22 protein-coding genes are annotated in these 19675 nt (G+C 38.7%); 11 read left to right on the forward strand and 11 right to left on the reverse strand.

Features of this window, described 5'->3' with window-relative positions; all coding sequences use genetic code 11:
- Positions 1-161 precede the first annotated feature (161 nt).
- Genes ACFX4X_RS11570 through ACFX4X_RS11580 form a run of 3 tightly spaced genes read right to left on the reverse strand, consistent with a single transcriptional unit; the run spans position 162 to position 1821 of the window.
- The gene (locus ACFX4X_RS11570) at positions 162-956 is read right to left on the reverse strand and encodes a DUF4097 family beta strand repeat-containing protein (RefSeq protein WP_377383515.1); all 795 of its coding nucleotides are present in this window, start codon (positions 954-956) and stop codon (positions 162-164) included.
- Positions 953-1504: a DUF1700 domain-containing protein gene (locus tag ACFX4X_RS11575; protein WP_377383518.1), complete on the reverse strand. Its 552-nt coding sequence runs from the start codon at positions 1502-1504 to the stop codon at positions 953-955. Before ACFX4X_RS11575 ends, ACFX4X_RS11570 begins: the two co-directional genes overlap by 4 nt.
- Positions 1504-1821, reverse strand: a complete 318-nt coding sequence (locus ACFX4X_RS11580; RefSeq protein ID WP_089362873.1) for a PadR family transcriptional regulator — start codon at positions 1819-1821, stop codon at positions 1504-1506. Before ACFX4X_RS11580 ends, ACFX4X_RS11575 begins: the two co-directional genes overlap by 1 nt.
- 231 nt (positions 1822-2052) lie before the next feature.
- Here ACFX4X_RS11580 and ACFX4X_RS11585 point away from each other — a divergent pair, with 231 nt between their 5' ends.
- Both ACFX4X_RS11585 and ACFX4X_RS11590 read left to right on the forward strand, forming a co-directional pair.
- On the forward strand, positions 2053-3111 hold the full coding sequence (locus ACFX4X_RS11585) for a DUF2157 domain-containing protein (protein ID WP_377383521.1): 1059 nt from the start codon (positions 2053-2055) through the stop codon (positions 3109-3111).
- Positions 3104-3640 carry a GDYXXLXY domain-containing protein gene (locus ACFX4X_RS11590; protein WP_284471750.1) on the forward strand — a complete coding sequence of 179 codons (537 nt, stop codon included), beginning with the start codon at positions 3104-3106 and terminating at the stop codon, positions 3638-3640. Before ACFX4X_RS11585 ends, ACFX4X_RS11590 begins: the two co-directional genes overlap by 8 nt.
- A gap of 88 nt (positions 3641-3728) precedes the next feature.
- On the opposite strand, the gene ACFX4X_RS11595 is transcribed toward ACFX4X_RS11590, so the two are convergent.
- Both ACFX4X_RS11595 and ACFX4X_RS11600 read right to left on the reverse strand, forming a co-directional pair.
- Positions 3729-4208: a C40 family peptidase gene (locus ACFX4X_RS11595; RefSeq protein ID WP_061461702.1), complete on the reverse strand. Its 480-nt coding sequence runs from the start codon at positions 4206-4208 to the stop codon at positions 3729-3731.
- 165 nt (positions 4209-4373) lie between these two features.
- Positions 4374-4646, reverse strand: a complete 273-nt coding sequence (locus ACFX4X_RS11600) for a phage holin (protein WP_061461701.1) — start codon at positions 4644-4646, stop codon at positions 4374-4376.
- A 262-nt stretch (positions 4647-4908) separates the two neighbouring features.
- On the opposite strand from ACFX4X_RS11600, the gene ACFX4X_RS11605 reads away from it, so the two are divergent.
- On the forward strand, positions 4909-5151 hold the full coding sequence (locus ACFX4X_RS11605; protein ID WP_377383526.1) for a hypothetical protein: 243 nt from the start codon (positions 4909-4911) through the stop codon (positions 5149-5151).
- A gap of 177 nt (positions 5152-5328) precedes the next feature.
- Here the strand turns inward: ACFX4X_RS11605 and ACFX4X_RS11610 are convergent, their stop codons facing one another.
- Both ACFX4X_RS11610 and ACFX4X_RS11615 read right to left on the reverse strand, forming a co-directional pair.
- Positions 5329-6504 carry an LL-diaminopimelate aminotransferase gene (locus ACFX4X_RS11610; RefSeq protein WP_377383529.1) on the reverse strand — a complete coding sequence of 392 codons (1176 nt, stop codon included), beginning with the start codon at positions 6502-6504 and terminating at the stop codon, positions 5329-5331.
- 70 nt (positions 6505-6574) lie between these two features.
- On the reverse strand, positions 6575-7468 hold the full coding sequence (locus ACFX4X_RS11615) for a TIGR01777 family oxidoreductase (protein WP_377383532.1): 894 nt from the start codon (positions 7466-7468) through the stop codon (positions 6575-6577).
- Positions 7469-8020: 552 nt separating this feature from the next.
- On the opposite strand from ACFX4X_RS11615, the gene ACFX4X_RS11620 reads away from it, so the two are divergent.
- The 6 genes from ACFX4X_RS11620 to ACFX4X_RS11645 all read left to right on the forward strand — a co-directional run bounded on the left by ACFX4X_RS11620 (position 8021) and on the right by ACFX4X_RS11645 (position 12806).
- Positions 8021-8431 (forward strand): GNAT family N-acetyltransferase, encoded by a 411-nt coding sequence (locus ACFX4X_RS11620; RefSeq protein WP_089362864.1) that lies wholly within the window; start codon positions 8021-8023, stop codon positions 8429-8431.
- Positions 8432-8998: 567 nt separating this feature from the next.
- Entirely contained in the window at positions 8999-9469 is a 471-nt protein-coding gene (locus ACFX4X_RS11625) for a DinB family protein (RefSeq protein WP_377383535.1), read from the forward strand.
- A 410-nt stretch (positions 9470-9879) separates the two neighbouring features.
- A complete protein-coding gene (locus ACFX4X_RS11630; RefSeq protein WP_377383537.1) occupies positions 9880-10191 on the forward strand; it encodes a hypothetical protein in 312 nt (103 codons plus the stop codon).
- A 335-nt stretch (positions 10192-10526) separates the two neighbouring features.
- Positions 10527-11351 (forward strand): amino acid ABC transporter substrate-binding protein, encoded by an 825-nt coding sequence (locus ACFX4X_RS11635; RefSeq protein WP_377383540.1) that lies wholly within the window; start codon positions 10527-10529, stop codon positions 11349-11351.
- Positions 11335-12039: an amino acid ABC transporter permease gene (locus ACFX4X_RS11640; RefSeq protein WP_125161855.1), complete on the forward strand. Its 705-nt coding sequence runs from the start codon at positions 11335-11337 to the stop codon at positions 12037-12039. Before ACFX4X_RS11635 ends, ACFX4X_RS11640 begins: the two co-directional genes overlap by 17 nt.
- A gap of 29 nt (positions 12040-12068) precedes the next feature.
- A complete protein-coding gene (locus ACFX4X_RS11645) occupies positions 12069-12806 on the forward strand; it encodes an amino acid ABC transporter ATP-binding protein (protein WP_125161856.1) in 738 nt (245 codons plus the stop codon).
- A 76-nt stretch (positions 12807-12882) separates the two neighbouring features.
- On the opposite strand, the gene ACFX4X_RS11650 is transcribed toward ACFX4X_RS11645, so the two are convergent.
- A complete protein-coding gene (locus ACFX4X_RS11650) occupies positions 12883-14058 on the reverse strand; it encodes an MFS transporter (RefSeq protein ID WP_284471762.1) in 1176 nt (391 codons plus the stop codon).
- Between the two features lie 402 nt (positions 14059-14460).
- Between ACFX4X_RS11650 and ACFX4X_RS11655 the strand changes: the two genes are divergently transcribed.
- Both ACFX4X_RS11655 and ACFX4X_RS11660 read left to right on the forward strand, forming a co-directional pair.
- A complete protein-coding gene (locus ACFX4X_RS11655) occupies positions 14461-15162 on the forward strand; it encodes a response regulator transcription factor (RefSeq protein WP_125161858.1) in 702 nt (233 codons plus the stop codon).
- Positions 15163-15168: 6 nt separating this feature from the next.
- Complete coding sequence (locus tag ACFX4X_RS11660) at positions 15169-16569, forward strand: sensor histidine kinase (RefSeq protein WP_377383545.1); 1401 nt, start codon at positions 15169-15171, stop codon at positions 16567-16569.
- A 59-nt stretch (positions 16570-16628) separates the two neighbouring features.
- On the opposite strand, the gene ACFX4X_RS11665 is transcribed toward ACFX4X_RS11660, so the two are convergent.
- Genes ACFX4X_RS11665 through ACFX4X_RS11675 form a run of 3 tightly spaced genes read right to left on the reverse strand, consistent with a single transcriptional unit; the run spans position 16629 to position 19661 of the window.
- The gene (locus tag ACFX4X_RS11665) at positions 16629-16982 is read right to left on the reverse strand and encodes a YxeA family protein (RefSeq protein ID WP_125161860.1); all 354 of its coding nucleotides are present in this window, start codon (positions 16980-16982) and stop codon (positions 16629-16631) included.
- Positions 16983-16987: 5 nt separating this feature from the next.
- Positions 16988-18907, reverse strand: coding sequence for an ABC transporter permease (locus ACFX4X_RS11670; RefSeq protein WP_377383548.1), 1920 nt, complete (start codon positions 18905-18907; stop codon positions 16988-16990).
- On the reverse strand, positions 18894-19661 hold the full coding sequence (locus ACFX4X_RS11675) for an ABC transporter ATP-binding protein (RefSeq protein WP_377383551.1): 768 nt from the start codon (positions 19659-19661) through the stop codon (positions 18894-18896). The genes ACFX4X_RS11670 and ACFX4X_RS11675 overlap by 14 nt, the downstream gene beginning before the upstream one ends.
- Between the last annotated feature and the right edge of the window lie 14 nt (positions 19662-19675).

The following is a 19675-nucleotide window of genomic DNA, read 5'->3' on the forward strand; positions in this document are numbered from 1 at the left end:
AATCCCTCCAATAAAAAACCTGCATAGAATAAATTCTATACAGGTTTCAAAAATCCTTTTAGATTGTCAACAGCCCCATAAGGGACACTTTTTTATGTGTGTCCGTTATCCGGGGTATAGTTCATGACACTGGGCCTCTTTCAAATTTTCACGCTTCACGACTATTTCGTTACTTCGATTTTCCCATTATTCGTTTCCAATTTCACTAAGTTTTCACCTTTGCCAATGACAACATTCCTATCATATTTATTGAGAATATCGATTTTCCCATTGTCAACATGAACATCAAAGGTTGTATTGGTCGGCTCCTTATCTGTTTTAATCATGATTTTCCCATTGTCACTTTCCAATTGAATATTCCGATCCAAGTCTTTTGTGACAAGAGAGATTTTACCGTTATTCGATGACCCAACCAGATTTCCCTCTACATTATTAAGATCTACTCTTCCATTAGCAGATTTCACTTTGACTTTTTCGGTTATTATATTATTTAATTCAACACGGCCATTTTGTGATTCCACGTTCAGATTCTTTATCTCCAGTTCATTCATTTGCACTTTTCCATTATCACTTTTAACGACAAAGGACTTATAAGATTTCTCGGGCACATACACTTTTAAATGTAATGATTGAATTTGAAACCCAAAGCTAAAGGAATGTTTATCTTTTAATGTAACCGAAAGTTTCTTGCCTTCCACATCTGCAGAGAAATCCAGCTTGGAAACATCCACACCTTTTGAAACCAACTCTATCCTGGTATCCTTATCCTTCGTTGGAATAATCTCTACAGCTGCATTGTCAGCGTCGACCTGAACGTCCGTCACGATCCCCGAAACCGTTTTTTCCTCTGTAGTCGTTTTCTTATCCGTCACTTGGAAAAAAGTAAACAGACTTCCTATTACTCCGACCAATAACAATACAAGTGCAATGATCGATAACTTTTTAACATTAATCATTTTTTCAAACCGCCTTTCACAAGGGAAGCGTTAAATTTTAAATAACGAATGAAACCTTTGGTTAAAGCGCTCGTAGCGACAAACATTCCCATGGCAATGAAAATGCCAATCCCGCTTAGCCCCAATGCAAAGAACAGATCGAATAATTGAAAGTTGCCCACTGCAAGGTTGAAAATAACGCCCAACGGAGCAAGAATGAACGCTACCGCCGATGCCCATCCTGCAATAACAACTCCGACCAATGCCATAAAAGGTCCTAAAACGATCACTAAATTAAAGAATCCCAAACCAATGACTGCCCAAACGGCCCGCATTACATTACCGGCAGAAGTTGATTGTTGGACCTGACCAAGATGGTAGGATGCCAACAGCTCCTTCGAAATCTGTTTAGGATTCCCAAGGGAAGTGGAAATTTCCTGCTCTGTCTTCCCTTTTTCCATTCCAATTGCGAAATACTCTTCGTAATCTTGGAGGATATCTTCCTGTTCCTCTAAGGAAAGCCCTGTTAAAGATTCATTCAACTGCTTTAAAAACTGTTCTTTATTCATTAGTTCACACCCTCCTTGATTAATTGGTTGACCCCATTGGAAAATTCATTCCATTCCGTCAGCAACTCTTGAAGGTATCTCCGGCCTTTGTCGGTTAACTTATAATACTTGCGCGGTGGCCCTTCTGTTGATTCTTGCAAATAAGTCGTAAAATACTCTTCCTTCGTCAATCGTCGTAAAAGTGGATATACCGAACCTTCCGATATCTCGATTTGATCTGAAATCTTCTGTACAAGTTCGTAGCCATAGCGGTCCTGCTTATCCAATAAGACCAGGACGCACAGTTCCAAGACACCTTTCTTAAATTGTACATTCATAGCACCAACACTCCTTCCAAAACTTTTTTTCAGTATAGTTCAATAAACAGTACTTAACACCGAACAGTACATCTTATGTAAATAATTTACCATATGGTACTATTTATTGCAAGGTACTGAAAATATATTTTTCTTACATGCAATCCAATGAGGGTAGAAGAAAATTAACATATATTCATAGCTGTAAGAGAATACATTGTATAATAGTAAAATATGGAAGGGGGAAGTGTTTTGGTCAAAAAAGTAATAACCAAAAAGAAATTCGAGTTTCTTGAACATGAATTTAATTACCTTGAAAAGGAAGGCGTCATCTCCCAGCAAGAGAAAGTGAGGATGTTAGGTTCCTATGATGTAAAAGGTAATTTGAGTTTCATCACTATTCTATTATCCATTGGGGCACTTCTTTTAGGTCTGGGGGTATTGACCTTTGTCGCCAGTAACTGGATCTATTTAAGTAAAGCGGTCAAATTCGTGCTTATCATTGCATGCCTCATCGGGGTGAACTTTGCTGGTGTGAGGTGGCAGGCACGCTTTCCCAAAACGTCACGAAGTCTGCATTATGCAGGGATTCTAATATTTGGTGCAGGGATTTTTCTAATTGAGCAGATGTTTAATATCAGCATCAATTTCAACAGTTCCTTTTTATTATGGGCGATCGGTACGGTATTCATCGGTTACTATTTAAAGGATGTCTTCATCCTTATTTTTACATCTTTCCTGCTTTTCATTTATATTAACGGAAGTATTTTCGTTGATGAAACAGCTTATCCGCTTGCCATTCTTGTTTTTTTACCGGCTTTATACATTATGTTAAAGAAATTCGATTACCCTAAATATCTGACCTTTTTCATTAACGCTTTAGCCATCAATACAATTGCCTTATTTCTTATGGAATTCGTGCCTAAGCTGGAGTTTGAAAATTCGAATACGATTGTCCTTTCCATTCTGTTTGTGCTGGGAATCGTACTGGCCTATATTCCGGTAAGAGCTAAATTACAAAACATCACCCACATACAAGGGCATATGTTACATGGTATTACTGCACTCTTCCTTACCTTTGATTTTTCAATCTGGTTCCCTCTAGCTTATTTCGTTTTTCTGCTATATCTCATTCTAAAAGGAAGTTTGACCAGCATCGTGATCATCTGTGCACTGATTTTCAGATATTACATCGATTCCTTTGACTTCCTGCCAAAATCGCTTACATTCATCATCGGCGGCATCATGCTTATCGGTTTTGGCTTCTTCTTTGAAAATCGACGAAAAAAAGGAGGAGAACTCAATGAATAAACCATCATTCCGGCCACTCATCGTATTTTCCATTCCAGTCTTGATTCTGTTAGTCTTGGCTCTTCCTCCAGTCTGGACAACAATGACAGGCGATGTAATCAAAATCAAAACTGCCCCGGTCGATCCGACTGACTTGTTTAGGGGCAGCTATGTGGCATTGCAATACGAAATTGAATCCGTTAAGCCATCACAACTCGATGGCTCGATTAAATCCGATTTCAATACTAGAAATACGGGTGATTATAAAAAGGTATATGTACGTTTAAAACAAAACGCCGATGGACTATATGATGTCGATTCCGTATCGAAAGAAAAACCCGGCAATGGCATTTACCTAAAAGGGGAATTGGAAATCCCTTATGATCTGCAAAATGCTAAAACCATTCAGATCAGATACGGTCTGGACAATTATTTCGCATCCGAAGAAAAGGCTAAGGAAATGGAGAAGGACGCATTGGCCAATCCTTCAGTGGCCGTGGTAAAGGTTCGTAATGGCAATGTTGTATTAACGGATATTATCATTGAATGAATGACCCGATCCCGGATATGACTAGCAAAAAGAGCATCTGAATCGATGCTCTTTTATTTGCTGTACTTTTTATATGAAAGTCAAATTGTTACTTAATGACTCGTTTTGCCCCTATATATTTTTCTTTCCAATACTTATCACTCATTTTGACCACCTTGACTCCTTTGGTCGTGGTCCCGACAAATGTGCCATTTCCATAATAGATTCCAACAAAGGAGACCTGCCCTTTCTTACCTGTAGCATAGAAGACCAAATCGCCCGCCATTAAGTCTTTTTGTTTCACGGCCTTTCCGATTTTATACTGTTCCGCACTCGTTCTCGGAATCTTCATTTCCGTCGCAGCATTTTTATATACATATTGGGTAAGACCACTTGCATCGAACCCTATTGGTGTCGTCCCTCCATATTTATAGGAGCTTCCCACCTGCTTCTTTGCCAAAGCAGCCACTTCATCACCATAATTAATAGAAGCTGAAGCATTAGCCGGACTGAATATGAATGCCGTCAACAATGCCCCGAGTAAAACTATGGCAGCAAGCCATTTTGAAACTGGTAAACGATAACTCATTCTTTTTCCTCCCCAAACTGAAAATGAACCACAATTTTAAATGTATGTTGCATTTTAGTTTTCAGACCAAAAAAAATTTCATTCGTCCACCAACATCCCTGCAAAAAAACAAAAAAACAGATAACCCCGTTGTGTAACTAGTACGGTGTTATCTGTTTTTTTCTATTACTTGGGCTCCTCGTATTGTCGAGCATTTTCACTGTCGCTAAGACCCTTCGTGGTATGATCGACCACACCGCCGACCCCAAAGAAAGTAAGCGCTATGAAGTTAATGATGCCTAATGCCCCGTTAATTGCATCATCAGTTATGCTAAAGCCTATTGGGGTAATGAAATTGTTTATGAACGCAGCAACCATCTGCGCCAAAAATAAAAGCCCTGGAAGGAGTACAGTGAATATAAACGTCGGATTCTTAAGGCGTACTTTCCAGTTGATCATTGCTTTTCCCCCTATCTATCATATTAAGTCAACTTTATTGAAAAATAGTTACGGACTTGCTATATATTATGCTGCTTGTCCATTTTACGTTCGAAAACTCCATGAAATTCACCTTTAAAAAGGTCCATCCGAGGATGGACCTTCTCTTAAAATCAAAATAGTTTTAGAAAACTAGAGTGAGAGAAACCAATTCCCTTTACGAAAAGTGTAAAATTTTGTAACTTTTATATAGGACATACGTACATGAATGAGGAGGTGTAAAATGAAAAAGTATCTTTTTTTCACGATTAGTTTCTTAGTGATATTCATGATATTACAAGTTTTATCCGGACTTATTCTAACTGCTGCATATGCCCCTGATTTTTCAGGATCAGGACATATCGGCGGTACATTATCCAATGAGGTCATTTTTGTGCAACGTTCGGAAATGCCTATAATGATAATTGCTGCAATCTCTGCTGTATCAGCCTATTTCATTTTAAATAAAGTCGCGAAAAATAATTAAGCAGTAGAAACAAAAATAAAGAACGTTCGATCCATGATCGAGCGTTCTTATATCCCAATGTAATGAACATAAATCAATAGGCATGATACTTGCTTTTCGCTTCAATTTTCCCCATATTTGCATGAGGGTGAAATCCTGGAGTGATATGCCTTTACTTCCCTTACTAAATGACAACTTTTACACTCGATATTCCTCCAAAAACAATCGAATCCGTTCAGCAGCTTCCGTCAACCTCTCAGCCGGTTGGACCAAAGCCATCCGGACATACCCTTCACCCTGTTTCCCAAAAGCATCTCCAGGAACGGTTGTAACTCCTGCTTTTTCAATCAGTGCATAGGAAAAATCTCGTGATTTCCAACCAGTTGGAACTTTGGCCCAAATAAACATGGTCGCTGAGGTCTTCGGCACTTTCCATCCCCCTTCGGCAAGGCCTGATATCAAGGCATCACGCCGGGACTCGTATTCCTTAACCTGATCGGATAGCAGCGAAAGGTTGGAAGTAAGCGCCATTTCGGCAGCTTTTTGGATGGGATAAAAAACCCCATAATCAATGTGTGTTTTCAATGTTCCCAAGATGTTCAGCACATCGCGATTGCCGACCACATACCCAATCCGGCAGCCGGCCATATTAAATGTTTTGGAAAGTGAATTAAATTCAATCCCCACTTCCTTGGCACCAGGAATGGACATAAAACTAATTTGTGGATGATTATCAAAAATCAACTCAGAATAAGCAAAATCGTGAACCACAAGGATCTCATTCTTTTCCGCAAACAATATGACTTCTGAAAAGAAAGCTTCATCAGCAAGGGCGGTGACTGGATTTCCCGGATAACTGATGATCATCATTTTCGTTTTTTTCACTATTTCATCCGGAATGCCGTTGAGCTGCGGCAGGAATCCATTCTCCGCAGTAAGCGCCATCGGATGAATGATTCCGCCGGCAAGCTCAACACTCGCTTCATAAATTGGATATCCCGGATCTGGCACCAGCACATAATCTCCCGGGTTTATCATCGCCGTTGCCAAGTGTGCAAGGCCATCCTGGGATCCCATCAGTTGCAGGACTTCCTTTTCTGCATCCAGTTCCACTCCGTAACGCTGCCGATAAAAGTAACGGACTGCCTCATGGAATTCAGGCGTACCTTTTAACGTATATCCATAGGAATTAGGATCCTGTGCATACTTCACAAGCGTATCCACAACAAAATCAGGCGGTGGTAAATCCGGACTTCCGACACTCAAATCGATAACATCCATCCCTCGTTTCATCGCTGCCTGCTTGCGGGTCGCCAACTCTGAAAATATACCTGTTTTGAATCTTCCGACTTTTTCTGATGGAGCCATATTCATTCTGCGATTCCCCTTCATTAATGATCTTATATCTATCATTATAGCAATCAATCTATAATATTTTATACCCTTAATTAGAGTTCATCAGTATCTGATGAAGAGCTTCATCAAGATGATGGAATTTAAATGCATATCCTTCCTTTTCCAACCTCTCAGGTATGACCCAGCGGCTTTTTAATATCAATTCCGTTTCGGTCCCCATAAAGAAAGCCCCCATTTCAAGCATGGGTGTTGGGCAAGGCATTCCTATCCTTTTATTCATGTTCTTTCTCAAATAGGCCATCAGTTCACGATTTGTAACTGGGTGCGGCGATGAACAATTGAACACCCCGCTCAACTCCTCATTTTTTCTCAGAAAAAGGACAATGTTAAATAAGTCTTCTATATGTATCCAACTGAATTTCTGATTTCCTGATCCTTGATGTCCTCCAAGGCCGAATTTAACCAAATTCCTATAAGGGGTCATCACTCCCCCATCGCCCAATACAATGGCGATCCGTAAAGCAATTTGTCTCGTCTTGGGTAATCGGAAATCGAAAAATGAGCGCTCCCAGGCTTTTGCTACATCAACGGAAAAGCCTGAACCGATTACACCATGCTCTTCTGTCATTGGTTTATCTTCAGCATGCCTGTATATGGTTGCCGTGCTTGAGTTTATCCATAATGAAGGAGGATTTTCACATTGTTCAATCGCCTGTCCGAGCACTTCAGTCGTATTTGTTCGTGAATCTAAGATTTCTTTCTTATTCTTGACATTGTAGCGGCAATTGACTGTTTTTCCGGCGAGGTTGATTAACATATCCGAATTATCGATTGTTTCCCTTATTCCTTCTTTATCATCCCACCCGATATGCGGGGGTTGCCTGGAGATGATTCTTACCTCATATCCCAAATTCCTGAAATGATTTTCAAAATATTGACCGACAAAACCAGTCCCGCCAGCTAAAACCACTTTCTTCAGCATATAACAACCCGCTTTCTGTTATGTGTTAATAGTTCGAGTAATAACCAGTAACATCCTTTTTGTGAATTACTTCACAAAAATTATACCATATTATTACATTAAATGGTATATACCACGGTGGCAATAATTAAGGAACTTGTCCAAGCAAAAGGGGAAATTACACATAAATTAGTAATGTGGAAAATTATAAAACAAAAGGATGATTACAGTGTCAAATAAAAAACTAAGAAGAACAAGTAGTTCTAGAACTAGTAATTTTAGAAGCGGCAATTCCAGAATTGGAAATAGCAGCCGCAGGGCTGGCTTGATAAGAGTCTTGGAAAATTTATTAAAAAACAATAACGGTAATTCAATCAAGGAATTTAAACGGAATTTTTAAGAGGTTTCTTTTTTAAAGATTAATATGGAATCCCTTTGGAATACTCTAAAGGGATTCCATATTAATAAAACATTAATGCTGATTGCTAAGTTTTGGTTATGTATATACAAGTCCTAGCTATATATTTCTGGTAAATAACTGTTATATCCAATAGAGATAAAGGAGAAATTACGATGTACTTTCGAGACTGGAAACCTAAAAAAGACATCAAGAAATTAACGGAAATTACGGTAAGTAATTTTCGGGTTTCGTCTGATACAGTGAATGAAATTTTGCAAAAGTCACATAAGGTACTTGTGATTTGTAATGATAAAGGTAAAGTAGTGGGATTTCTTTGTTATAATCTTTATTTATCTAAAGTGGCTCATATTAATTATATAGTGCTTGAGAAGAAGTATAGAGGAAAGGGAAATCTGCAATCCCTTTTACCAGGATTAGTAGCTTATGCAAGAAAAAAAGGGATCCTTGTAGTATCCGGTTTTGTGAACAAATATAACCCTGAAGCATTGCAAAAATTTAAAGAATTTGGATTTAAACCGATTTTAATTTATCATGATGACATTCTAATTCAATCATTGATTTAAAAGGGTCCTCCTGCCCCCTATCACCATAAATACGAAGAAATCGATTAAAATACATTCTGTTTTATCCTTCATTAATTGGACTCTCAAATAAGGAATATTAGGATTACACGGATATATGAATCTTGTGTTCCTCCATGCAATGAACAACAAGGAAAATGAAATCGCCTGTAAATTCTACATGGATTCATAGGCATTTTCCCTGTAGTCTATTCAACCTTTTATTAAACCTTAATCATGATCTAATTCCTCTCTAGGTTGCCTCATTAAAATAATCTGTTCTACATTTAATCACGGACAATCTAATTGAACGAAAACCTCCGCCCATATGTCCTCCCTTGGCATGGTATTAGAGATTCCTTTAAAAAGGCCAACAAGTAGAAACTGGCTAACCTTATACGATATCCTAATTGAATTAAACAGGAACGGTACAATATATATTAGAAGGAACACGTATTAATATACAACTTCGAACGATCATTAATTTTTCCTTATTTTCAAAATAATTCAATAAATCACGCATCAAACCGTGTATAGTAATGATATACACTGCTTAATGAGGAGGAAATTATGAAATCAATTGAACTAATCATCTTAAATCTGGAAGAGGTCAGAAGAAGAAACATTAAACTATGGATTTCAATACCTAATGACACTCTCCATTGGAAACCAGATGACAAGGCAATGAGTTGTTTAGAAATGGTTAGACATGTCCTTGATAGTGAGCATTACTATCATTTATCTATTAAAAATCAAGGTAGCTTATCAGTTTATGAATCACCATTCGAAAAACAGCCACTTATCTCTGTCGAAGCAGAATTAAACTTTGCCGAACCCTACAGGCGTGATTTTTTGGAAACAATAAAATCCTTCAACGAAAGCGACTTATCAAATATTAAAATTGATCGCTCTAATATGGGATATATTAGAGATTTAGGAGACATGTTACTTAGAATCGCTTATCATGAGTCAGTACATACTGGTCAATTATTGGACTACTTAAGAACTGCCGGAGTTCCTAGAATTAGCGTTTGGGATTAACTGCATCATTTTCAAAAGGGTGATTCATCATGGTGAATCACCCCTTTTATTTTGCAGGCGTGTCATATACGGCATGAAAAATCCTTAAGATATCTATAACCTGACTTCAAGATAACTCCGCTCTATTCTAGCCACCCATTAGTGAAAAATAATGATTATCCTAATCAAATCTATAGTCATCGTAAAATATTCTTTAAATGTATAAGTCACACAGTTCAACAATTTTCACACATGATGACAGGCTGTGAAATGCCCATTCCCCATATCCCGGAAGTCAAGATCACCATCCGATTTAAGAGCCCGAAAAGAACAACAACGGGGACGCAGTCAAAGTGGATCATGTGGATTTAATTTCGGGGGAGTAACCGGAAAAACTGTGCCTGGAACACCTGCTTATAATAAAGCTACCAATGATACGGCAAAAGTGGTTAAACGCTTTACAAGTAAAGACTGGAAAACCGATGGCGACGGTTTTCATGCCATCACTTACAAGGTCAAAGCAAATAATGAATCAATATTTCCGTTTGCGAGGCACGAATCTAGGGGCAAATGTCTCTGGAGAAACGATTGACGGTGAACCGCTAATCGATACGAAGACGGAGAACGAGGATAACGAAACACGTTTTTCAAAAATCAACAAACGTAACTATAAAGACCTTTGGTTCTATTCATACCAAATTTTTATCAGCGTAGAGGACAGAAAACATGATGATAAACACTAAGTTAAAAAGATCCATTCAATAGTTCCGGACAGTCCAAAAAGGCCCTCTTCCACTTAGCTAATAATCGACGTGGATGAGGGTCTTTTTGTCCCCACAGAAAGGATATGCAATCTTAATGAACCGTTCATTTCCTTTAAGTTCCTTCCTCGAATTAATTAAGCGGGAATTATACTTCTTTCTTTTAATATTATTTCACTCCGATCCGTCAAAATCCGTATAATTCACCAAGATTCATTAACACTAATCATATAAGTTATTTTCATTGACTTTTTTCCTATTCTTGTTTAGTATCACATTGTATCAATCCCTATCAGATTACTAGGAGGTTTACCGAAATGAAAAAAATGGTTCCGCTTTTATCGCTATTGTTAGCTTTCACTTTTGTACTTACTGCATGTGGTTCAAATACAAAAAATGAGGCGAACGATAACGGCAATAAGTCTTCTTCACAAGAAAGTCTATATGATAAAGTCAAAAAAGATGGCGTATTAACCGTCGGAACAGAAGGTACATACCCTCCTTTCACATTCCACGATGATTCAGGCAAATTAACGGGGTTTGATGTTGAAATCTCTAAAGAAGTCGCAAAACGCCTTGGAGTGAAAGCTGATTTCAAGGAGACACAATGGGACGGCATGTTTGCAGGATTGGATGCCAAACGTTTTGATATGATCGCAAACCAAGTGGGCATCGATAAAGACCGTCAAAAGAAATATGATTTCTCTGACCCATATATTCAATCAGGAGCCGTTTTACTTGTTCACAAAGATAATTCGGATATTAAATCATTCGATGACTTGAAAGGTAAGACTTCTGCTCAATCTTTAACGAGTAACTACAATGAAATAGCCAAATCACATGGTGCAAAGGTTACCGGTATAGAAGGGTTTTCCCAGTCTGTACAGCTTATCGGTTCTAAACGTGTAGATGCAACGATCAATGACAAATTGTCGTACCTTGATTATAAAAAGAAACACCCGGATGCACCTATCAAAGTGGCTGATGAGGAAAAAAGCGGAGTCGCCAGTGGTTTAATGTTCAGAAAAGACAGCGACAAATTAGTGGAAGAAGTAAACAAAGCACTTAAAGCCATGAAAAAAGACGGCACTTACGCAAAAATCTCAGATAAATGGTTTGGTGAAGATGTTTCTCCTAAGTAATATTTTCAGTGACCCTGAGCGTATGAACCAGCTTGTTTCCATCGCTCAAACCTCCCTCTATCCGATGATAGAGGGAGCCATTCAATATACGATTCCACTAACGCTAATTTCATTTGTTATCGGCCTTATTCTCGCTGTACTTACAGCATTAGCTAGATTATCTTCCATTAAAATTTTTCAAATAATTGCGCGTGTATATGTGTCAATCATCCGCGGGACACCTTTACTTGTGCAATTATTTATTATTTTCTATGGACTTCCAAATTTAGGTGTAACCATTAATCCTTTCATATCGGCTATTATAGGATTCTCTTTAAATGTGGGAGCATACGCTTCGGAAATTATACGAGCAGCCATTTTATCCATACCAAAAGGACAATGGGAAGCAGGCTATTCAATCGGGATGACATATACCCAAGCTTTAAAGCGCATCATTTTGCCGCAAGCAGCACGTGTATCCATTCCCCCATTATCCAACACGTTCATTAGCCTTATAAAAGATACATCGCTTGCATCACTCATTCTTGTAACGGAACTATTCCGTAAAGCTCAGGAGATCGCTGCAAAAAACTATGAATTTCTGCTAATTTACATAGAAGCAGCTGCTTTATATTGGATTTTGTGTACTATTTTATCTTTCATTCAAGGAAGTTTAGAGGACAGACTTAATCGTTATGTAGCAAAATAAGAACCGCAGTAGTTAAAGGAGATTTTAAAATGATCAACATTAAGAATCTTCATAAATCGTTTGGTGACCTTGAAGTTTTAAAGGGCATTGATTTGGAAGTGGAGCAGGGTAAAGTCATTGTATTGATCGGTCCTTCGGGTTCAGGTAAAACAACCTTTCTTCGGTGTTTGAATCTCCTTGAAGTGCCAACGGACGGGACGATTGAAATCGATCAAAGCTTAATGGACTTCAAAAAAACCGTTAGAAAAAAATCGATTACATCTTTTCGAAGTTTGACTGGGATGGTTTTCCAAAGTTATAACCTCTTCCCCCACAAAACAGCAGTGGAAAATGTTATGGAAGGCCCCATCATTGTAAAAAACATAGCCAAACATCAAGCGAAAGAAACGGCTGCTGCCCTGCTTACAAAAGTGGGCTTAGGTGAAAAAATCGATTTTTATCCTTTTCAATTGTCCGGCGGACAGCAGCAACGAGTCGGAATTGCAAGGGCCCTGGCCATGGAGCCGAAGGTCATGCTATTCGATGAACCCACCTCCGCTCTTGACCCCGAACTAGTTGGAGACGTGTTACAGGTCATGAAAGACCTGGCAAAAGAAGAAGGCATGACAATGATCGTGGTAACCCATGAAATGCGTTTTGCCCGTGAGGTCGCCGACGAGGTCATTTTCATGGATGAAGGAAAAATAATGGAACGGGGAACACCCGAACAGATTTTCACAAACCCTAAAGAAGCGCGTACACGTAAATTCCTTAATATGATTCAATAAAAAACGGTGCTTTTTCAAGCACCGCTCGCGGCCGCCCCCCATTTTTAGAAATGGGGGGTTTTTGCCCATCATCAAATTAATGAGATACTTGGACCTGTTTAGTCTGTGTCCGTGCATGATATACCTGAAAAAGAATCAAAGCAAAAACGGAAAGGATCGCGCCCGATATAAATGGTAAATCTATCGAAATCGAAAATAACCAACCGCCTATCGGAGGACCTGCAATCCTGCCGAATGAGTCGAAGGAAGATAGCAGTCCAGTTACACTGCCATGGCCCGTCATGGAACTTTTGGTCAGCAGTGCCGAAATTGCCGGCCGGATGAACCCATTACCCACTCCGAAAATCGTCAGGAAAACCGCCGATGTCCAAAAACCGGAAGAAAACAGGATCAGAATGAAACCAACTGCCGATACGATGATTCCCATTCGTATGACCGCGCCTTCCCCATATTTCTTTGTCAGCCTACCCACTAGTCCACCTTGAACAATCGCACTGCCAAACCCCATGATCATGAAGATATAGCCTAATTGGACAAGACTTATATCAGCCTTTTTGGCTGCGAAATAGGCAAAAGTCGTTTCGAGTCCTGCCATTGAAAGGGTGACGATCAATTGCAGAAAGAACATGGTTGTAAGAGGCCCTTTAAAGGCTTTCCACATGGACTCTTCATTTTTAGACTGTTGGGCCCTCTTTTCAACAGTATGTGATTCCTTCAGAATCGCAATTACTAAAAATAAAGTAATCAAAGAAGAAATTCCAGCAATGTAAAACGGTAAATTCAAACTTGATTTGGAGAATACCCCGCCAATCGCCGGACCAAAGATGAATCCAAGCCCTGTAGCCGCACCGATGATCCCCATCCCTTTTCCTCGATCTTCCGGCGTCGTGATATCAGCCACATACGCCATTGCGGTTGGCATGTTTGCCGAAGACAAAATCCCGCCAATGATCCTGGCTACAAATAATACCCATAAGGAATCTGCCGAAGCCGTGATGAAAAACGAAAGGGCCAATCCAGCAATCCCGATTATCATGACAGGCTTACGTCCTATCCGGTCAGATATACGTCCCCACATCGGAGCAAAAAATAATTGCATTAATGAATAAACAGCCATTAAAAGACCAAGCTCAGTAGGACTGCCGCCAACCTTTTCAGCAAGGAACGGAATGACGGGAATGATGATCCCAAATCCGACCATGACTAAAAACATCACTAAAAAAAGAACGGGTAACACTTTTTTTGTTTCCATTATTTTTTCTCCTTTTATTCTTCCACATTCGCTAATAACTTTTATAGAATGATTTGGGTCAAAAGAACAGCAGCGAATCATATTACTTAGCATAATCTTCCTAGCAATACTTTAAACAGTTTATCACACAACCTTTACCAAATCAGTATGAAGCACGATCTTCTTTCTCCCCAAATGAAAGGAAACCCACTAAACTAAAAATCAGGCATCGGAGTCCTGATCTTGAAAGTACATTTTCATTTTTTAGTAAAACTTAATTGCTCTTATCCATAACGTTTTGAAAAAATTATGACGGATGCCAAAGTCACCACTTATTCGAGAAATATCTATCCCTTCCCCCTTATTTTTTCCTATGGGGTAAACTATACTGTAGGGTATGATTGAAGTTTGGGAGGTACAAGAATGTCTAATGATCAGTGGATTTTAATTATTGACGATGAAGAAGATTTGGCACGTCTCATGGAGACCGTTTTACATAAAGAAGGTATCCCGAATATTGTTACGGCTGGAACAGTTGCGGATGGCTGGTCAAAGTTTCAGGAGATCAATCCTGCACTTGTGCTGCTAGATATTATGCTGCCAGATGGTGAAGGCTATGATTTATGCAAGCAAATTCGTGAGGTGTCGAATGTTCCCGTTTTATTTTTGTCGGCAAAGGATGAGGAAATTGATAAGCTTTTAGGGTTGGCGATAGGCGGGGATGATTATATCACCAAACCATTCAGTCCGAAAGAAGTAGCATATCGAATAAAGGCACATTTGAGGCGTGCTGGCTTTTCGGATGAAAAAGCTGTTCCGAAAAATTTGCAAGTTGGTCCTTTTGAGCTTAGTGCAAATGAAAATGAAGTGAAAAAGGATGGCAATACGATTGAGCTCACAGCCAAAGAAATCGGTCTGATGAGCTGTTTTATGCATCACCCGAATCAGATCTTAAGCAAAGAAACTTTGTTCGAACATGTGTGGGGCGATGATTTCTTTGGCTCTGATAATACAGTGATGGTACATATTCGCCGTTTACGCGAAAAAATCGAGGCAGATCCTTCAAAACCTTCGTTTTTAATAACTGTTAAAGGGCTTGGTTATAAATTACAAACCAAGGGGTGAAACAAGATGAAGTGGAAATTGACACGGCGCTTTTTAGTATCCGTTGTGGCAATAGTTGTAATCGTAGGGATTGTAAATACAATTTTACTCTTAAGCTTACTCTTTTATCGGGCCATGCATAATTTCGGGACTGAAGAAGCATCTGCAGAAAACTTTAGCAGAACATTTTCACAATATGTAGAACTAAAAGATAACAAACCAATTGTAAATGAAGAAGGACTAGAAAAACTGCAGGAGAATAACGCCTGGATACAATTTTTGAATAATAAGGGTGAGCAAGTGGCTGCCTTTTATACTCCTCCAAAATTGCAAACCATGTATTCCCCTGTTGAAATCGTCCAAATGTATAAGTATAAAGAAGTTGATGCAGAGACGACTGTTTTTGCAGGAGCGGCCCATGATTTCAGCTATTTTGTAGGCGTTAAGGATCAGAAAATAGGTCGCTATGTCCTGACCTATGATTATGAAAAAGTTTTTAAAAACTTTAAAGTGTTCCTTTTACTGTTTTTAATTGTGGATATCATTATTGCAATCGTCATTGGATTCTTATTTGGTAAAAGGTTAACGAGTCCGCTTAACATATTAATAGAAGGAATTCAGCAGCTCCGGGAGAAGCGCTTTAAAAGGATGAGCATACCAAAAGGTGTTTATGAAGATGTGTTTCGCAATATGAATGAACTATCGGTAAAGTTAGATCAATATGAGAAAGAACGTGATCAACTCGACCAAATGCGTGAGGAATGGATTAGCAATGTTTCTCATGACATGAAGACACCACTCGCTTCAATCCATGGTTATACAGAATTGATGAAGGATAACGCCACTGATTTAACATCACAGGAACTGTATGAGTATACGTCCATTATTAATAGACAGTCCATTTATATGCAAGATTTGTTGGATGATCTAAATTTAACGATGCGTTTACGCAATCAACGACTCCCTTTGCAATTTGAAGATGTAGATATCGTTGGGTTTATACGAGAAATGACGATCGAGCTTTTAAATGATTCACAATTTGGTGATCGCCAGGTTGAATTCGAGGCAAATGTGGATAAGGCAACACATCAAGTGGATAAAAAATTACTGAAACGGGCTATATTTAACTTTATCTACAATGCACTCGTGCATAACGAAGAAAATGTCGTTGTTAAAATACAAATTGATGATATTCATCTACGATCAGAACTTCATACCCAAATTACCATTGCCGATAATGGCCGAGGTATTCCCCCTAAAGATATAGAACAGGTTTTTGAACGATACTATCGAGGTACGAATACAGCCAGTGCACATGGGACTGGTTTAGGAATGGCTATTGCAAGAGATATTATTCTGGCTCATAATGGGAAACTTAATTTGACTAGCGTTGAAAATGAAGGAACCACCATTACTCTACTTTTATAATTATTTTTCTTACAGAGAAAGGACTGTCCTTCACTTACAGACAGCCCTTCTTTCCTATTTTATTTTGTTTGTGCCTTTTTTGGAATTTCCTCAAATTTCACTTCATCATATGACGAAACTTCATCACCATTTTTCACGTACATCTTTAAGTAAGCATCTTTTCGAAGATTTTTTTGTGCGGTGAATTCAAGTGGTATCATTTCACCATCTGCATTTTTGGCGTCCAGTTTATAAGAATAATAAGTCATGACTGAACCATCATCCAGTTTGGTTTCATGCTGTACCCCATCCTCTGTAACTTGCAAATAATAATTGTCGGCATTCATGCGGTTAAAGTCTATTTTATTAAGCGCGAAGACTCCCGCCGCTCCCAGTATTAACAAAATACCAACTACCATAAAAAATTTCTTCATTCCGATCATCCTTCTGTTTTATTATTTTGTGTGATAATACGATTATAGGAAGCTACCGTTAAGATATAATACAGCCCATAGATAACCGTATAAGCAATCATCCAGATCAACACAGGTTTTGCTAGGTCCATCATCAATAAGCCCGAGAAGGCTTTTAAAGCGATTGCACTGTGTAATAACCCCACTGCCAGTGGAACGAAAAAGATTACGAATACTTGTGAGGCAATGGACTTCCTCATTTCTTTTGCGTTAACGCCCATTTTATGAAGCATATTATATTGTGATTTATCTTCCTCAGCTTCAGTTAGAACTTTAAAGTAAATGATACTGCCTGTAGCAGCTAAAAAAACCAAACCCAGAAAACTTCCGATAAAGAGCAATGAGCCTACACCTTCGATGCTTGTTTGGAAATCTCTAGGTGCACTAGAAAATAGCGCTTCTTCAGGTATTTGTTTTGCAATTTTTTCAGATAAATCCGTGGAAGCTTGATCCATTCCAATAACACGATAATTTAGGTGTTCGCCTTCTGTTTGCAATGCTTTAAATTGATCATTTGATACAACCACTGTAATGCCTGCTGTTCCGGCATTTAAAACTGTTTGTGTTTTATAGCTTTGGAATGTGATTGCCTTGCTGTTTTCTGTCTTAATGGTCTTGTCCTTGTATTTAGGTGAGAATCTTTTGTCATATCCAATATCTAAAATGACTGCATTGTCATCATTCACAAGCAGTGCTTCCTTACCTTGTACTTCTGCTAATTCGTTATATGTTTTTTCGTCGATAACTGTATAAACTCTTTTTTCCGAGCTATCGAATGCTGATGCCGTGTTTAATTCTTTCGTATTAAATGGGACAGATAGTGCTACGATATTTTTATCGTACATGGTATCTGGCAATACAGCGCTGACTTGTTGATCGATTTTTTCATCCGTTTGCTGATACATGAAGGTATTCGGATCAGCGGTCATAACTTGGTCATTTGCGTTGTAATAAAGACCATAAACCGCACCGCCAGCCGTTACCGTTGTAGCACTTAACACCGCAATTACGGTCAATGTACGTGCATTACCCCGAATGCGATATAGCAGTTGCGAAATCGTCATTAAATGAAGGCCTTTCCATAGCCATTTTTCATTTTTCTTAATCATGGCCAACACAAAGCCTGTCACGCTATGAAACAATAAAAACGTACCGGCAATTACTGTTGTCAAAATAGTGAGTGCCGTAATTAAAAAGCCGGCTTTTTCCCACACTTTAGAAGTAAAAAGGTCTTGCATCGCCAACCAATAACCAATGACAATCAGGGAAACTCCCAAAATGGCTACAATCATTGATGGCTTCCGAGCCGCTTCCCCTTTTTTCGATGCATGGAAGAGATCAATTAGTTTAAATTGATATATTAAACGATAGCCTTGGAATGATGTCACCAAGAAAATAATAAGAAATACGATAGAGGTGTTCAAAGCTGCAGATCCCGAAAATGTAAATGGAGCTATGACATCATAACCCATTAAATAAATCAAAATCGTCATGAATCCTTTTGAACAAAGGAATCCAAGTAAAATCCCCACAACTAATGAAACCAAACCTAGTAATAAGTTTTCAAAGAAGAGCATAAACCCTATTTGACGATTACGTACGCCAAGCAATGCGTATAATGCCACTTCTTTTTTACGTTTTTTCATAAAGAATGAATTTGAATAGGCAATAAAAATGGCAACGAAGAAAATCAGGATGACTGCCGCACCACTCATCAATGAACCTAATTTTTGTGATGAAGCCGTTTGTTCTGCAATCGTGTCGCTATATTTTAATGTTACAAATGTGAAGTATATGATAATGCTAAAAACCATGGATGCGATATATAAAAAATATTGGGAGAGGTTTCGTGCAATATTTTTTCTCGCTAGACTAAATAACGTCATCTACCTCACCTCCAATTGTTGCAAGGACATCCAAAATCTCTTGGAAGAAAGCTTTACGTGTTCGGCCACGACGATAAATTTCTGTTGAAAGCGTTCCATCCTTGATGAAAATAATACGACGGCAGAAGCTTGCGGCATATGCATCATGTGTCACCAACATGATGGTGGAATTATTATTTTCATTCAATTCACTTAAGCTTTCCAGCAGGCCTGTCGCCGATTTTGAGTCAAGCGCACCCGTTGGCTCATCTGCAAGGATCAATGCTGGCTCTGTCACAAGCGCCCTGGCTGCAGCTGTTCTTTGCTTTTGGCCACCGGAGATTTGGTATGGATATTTAGCTAGTAAACCTTCAATCCCGAATACTTTAGCAATCCGATTCACTAAGATATTAATTTCTTTCGCTGGAATTTTCGCAATCGCCAGTGGTAATAATATATTTTCCTTCACAGTCAATGAGTCGAGCAAATTGTAGTCTTGGAAGATAAAACCAAGGTTATCACGTCTGAAATCTGTTAATTCGGCTCCCTTCATATCGTGAATGCTCGTATCATTCATATATATTTCCCCCTCTGTTGGAGAGTCAATAGTTGCTAACATATTAAGCAAAGTCGATTTCCCCGCTCCAGAAGGTCCCATGATACCTACAAATTCTCCTTCATGAATGTCAAAAGATATATTTTCTAACGCTGTGTAGGAAGCGCTTGATTTACCATAAGTTTTTTTAATATTTTCTACTTTTAATAATGGTTCCATGTATTTCACCTCTT

This window comes from Peribacillus sp. YIM B13481, assembly GCF_042787985.1.
In the GTDB taxonomy this organism is placed as follows: domain Bacteria; phylum Bacillota; class Bacilli; order Bacillales; family DSM-1321; genus Peribacillus; species Peribacillus simplex_A.

What these genes read in the sequence shown, in the direction of transcription:
- ACFX4X_RS11580 (WP_089362873.1), bottom strand. Translation starts at nt 1,821, where the DNA reads ATGAATGTACAATTTAAGAAAGGTGTCTTGGAACTGTGCGTCCTGGTC.
- ACFX4X_RS11635 (WP_377383540.1), top strand. Translation starts at nt 10,527, where the DNA reads ATGAAAAAAATGGTTCCGCTTTTATCGCTATTGTTAGCTTTCACTTTT.
- ACFX4X_RS11630 (WP_377383537.1), top strand. Translation starts at nt 9,880, where the DNA reads ATGATACGGCAAAAGTGGTTAAACGCTTTACAAGTAAAGACTGGAAAA.
- ACFX4X_RS11665 (WP_125161860.1), bottom strand. Translation starts at nt 16,982, where the DNA reads ATGAAGAAATTTTTTATGGTAGTTGGTATTTTGTTAATACTGGGAGCG.
- ACFX4X_RS11590 (WP_284471750.1), top strand. Translation starts at nt 3,104, where the DNA reads ATGAATAAACCATCATTCCGGCCACTCATCGTATTTTCCATTCCAGTC.
- ACFX4X_RS11675 (WP_377383551.1), bottom strand. Translation starts at nt 19,661, where the DNA reads ATGGAACCATTATTAAAAGTAGAAAATATTAAAAAAACTTATGGTAAA.
- ACFX4X_RS11645 (WP_125161856.1), top strand. Translation starts at nt 12,069, where the DNA reads ATGATCAACATTAAGAATCTTCATAAATCGTTTGGTGACCTTGAAGTT.
- ACFX4X_RS11610 (WP_377383529.1), bottom strand. Translation starts at nt 6,504, where the DNA reads ATGAATATGGCTCCATCAGAAAAAGTCGGAAGATTCAAAACAGGTATA.
- ACFX4X_RS11650 (WP_284471762.1), bottom strand. Translation starts at nt 14,058, where the DNA reads ATGGAAACAAAAAAAGTGTTACCCGTTCTTTTTTTAGTGATGTTTTTA.
- ACFX4X_RS11640 (WP_125161855.1), top strand. Translation starts at nt 11,335, where the DNA reads ATGTTTCTCCTAAGTAATATTTTCAGTGACCCTGAGCGTATGAACCAG.
- ACFX4X_RS11595 (WP_061461702.1), bottom strand. Translation starts at nt 4,208, where the DNA reads ATGAGTTATCGTTTACCAGTTTCAAAATGGCTTGCTGCCATAGTTTTA.
- ACFX4X_RS11670 (WP_377383548.1), bottom strand. Translation starts at nt 18,907, where the DNA reads ATGACGTTATTTAGTCTAGCGAGAAAAAATATTGCACGAAACCTCTCC.
- ACFX4X_RS11660 (WP_377383545.1), top strand. Translation starts at nt 15,169, where the DNA reads ATGAAGTGGAAATTGACACGGCGCTTTTTAGTATCCGTTGTGGCAATA.
- ACFX4X_RS11615 (WP_377383532.1), bottom strand. Translation starts at nt 7,468, where the DNA reads ATGCTGAAGAAAGTGGTTTTAGCTGGCGGGACTGGTTTTGTCGGTCAA.
- ACFX4X_RS11575 (WP_377383518.1), bottom strand. Translation starts at nt 1,504, where the DNA reads ATGAATAAAGAACAGTTTTTAAAGCAGTTGAATGAATCTTTAACAGGG.
- ACFX4X_RS11655 (WP_125161858.1), top strand. Translation starts at nt 14,461, where the DNA reads ATGTCTAATGATCAGTGGATTTTAATTATTGACGATGAAGAAGATTTG.
- ACFX4X_RS11625 (WP_377383535.1), top strand. Translation starts at nt 8,999, where the DNA reads ATGAAATCAATTGAACTAATCATCTTAAATCTGGAAGAGGTCAGAAGA.
- ACFX4X_RS11605 (WP_377383526.1), top strand. Translation starts at nt 4,909, where the DNA reads ATGAAAAAGTATCTTTTTTTCACGATTAGTTTCTTAGTGATATTCATG.
- ACFX4X_RS11570 (WP_377383515.1), bottom strand. Translation starts at nt 956, where the DNA reads ATGATTAATGTTAAAAAGTTATCGATCATTGCACTTGTATTGTTATTG.
- ACFX4X_RS11620 (WP_089362864.1), top strand. Translation starts at nt 8,021, where the DNA reads ATGTACTTTCGAGACTGGAAACCTAAAAAAGACATCAAGAAATTAACG.
- ACFX4X_RS11600 (WP_061461701.1), bottom strand. Translation starts at nt 4,646, where the DNA reads ATGATCAACTGGAAAGTACGCCTTAAGAATCCGACGTTTATATTCACT.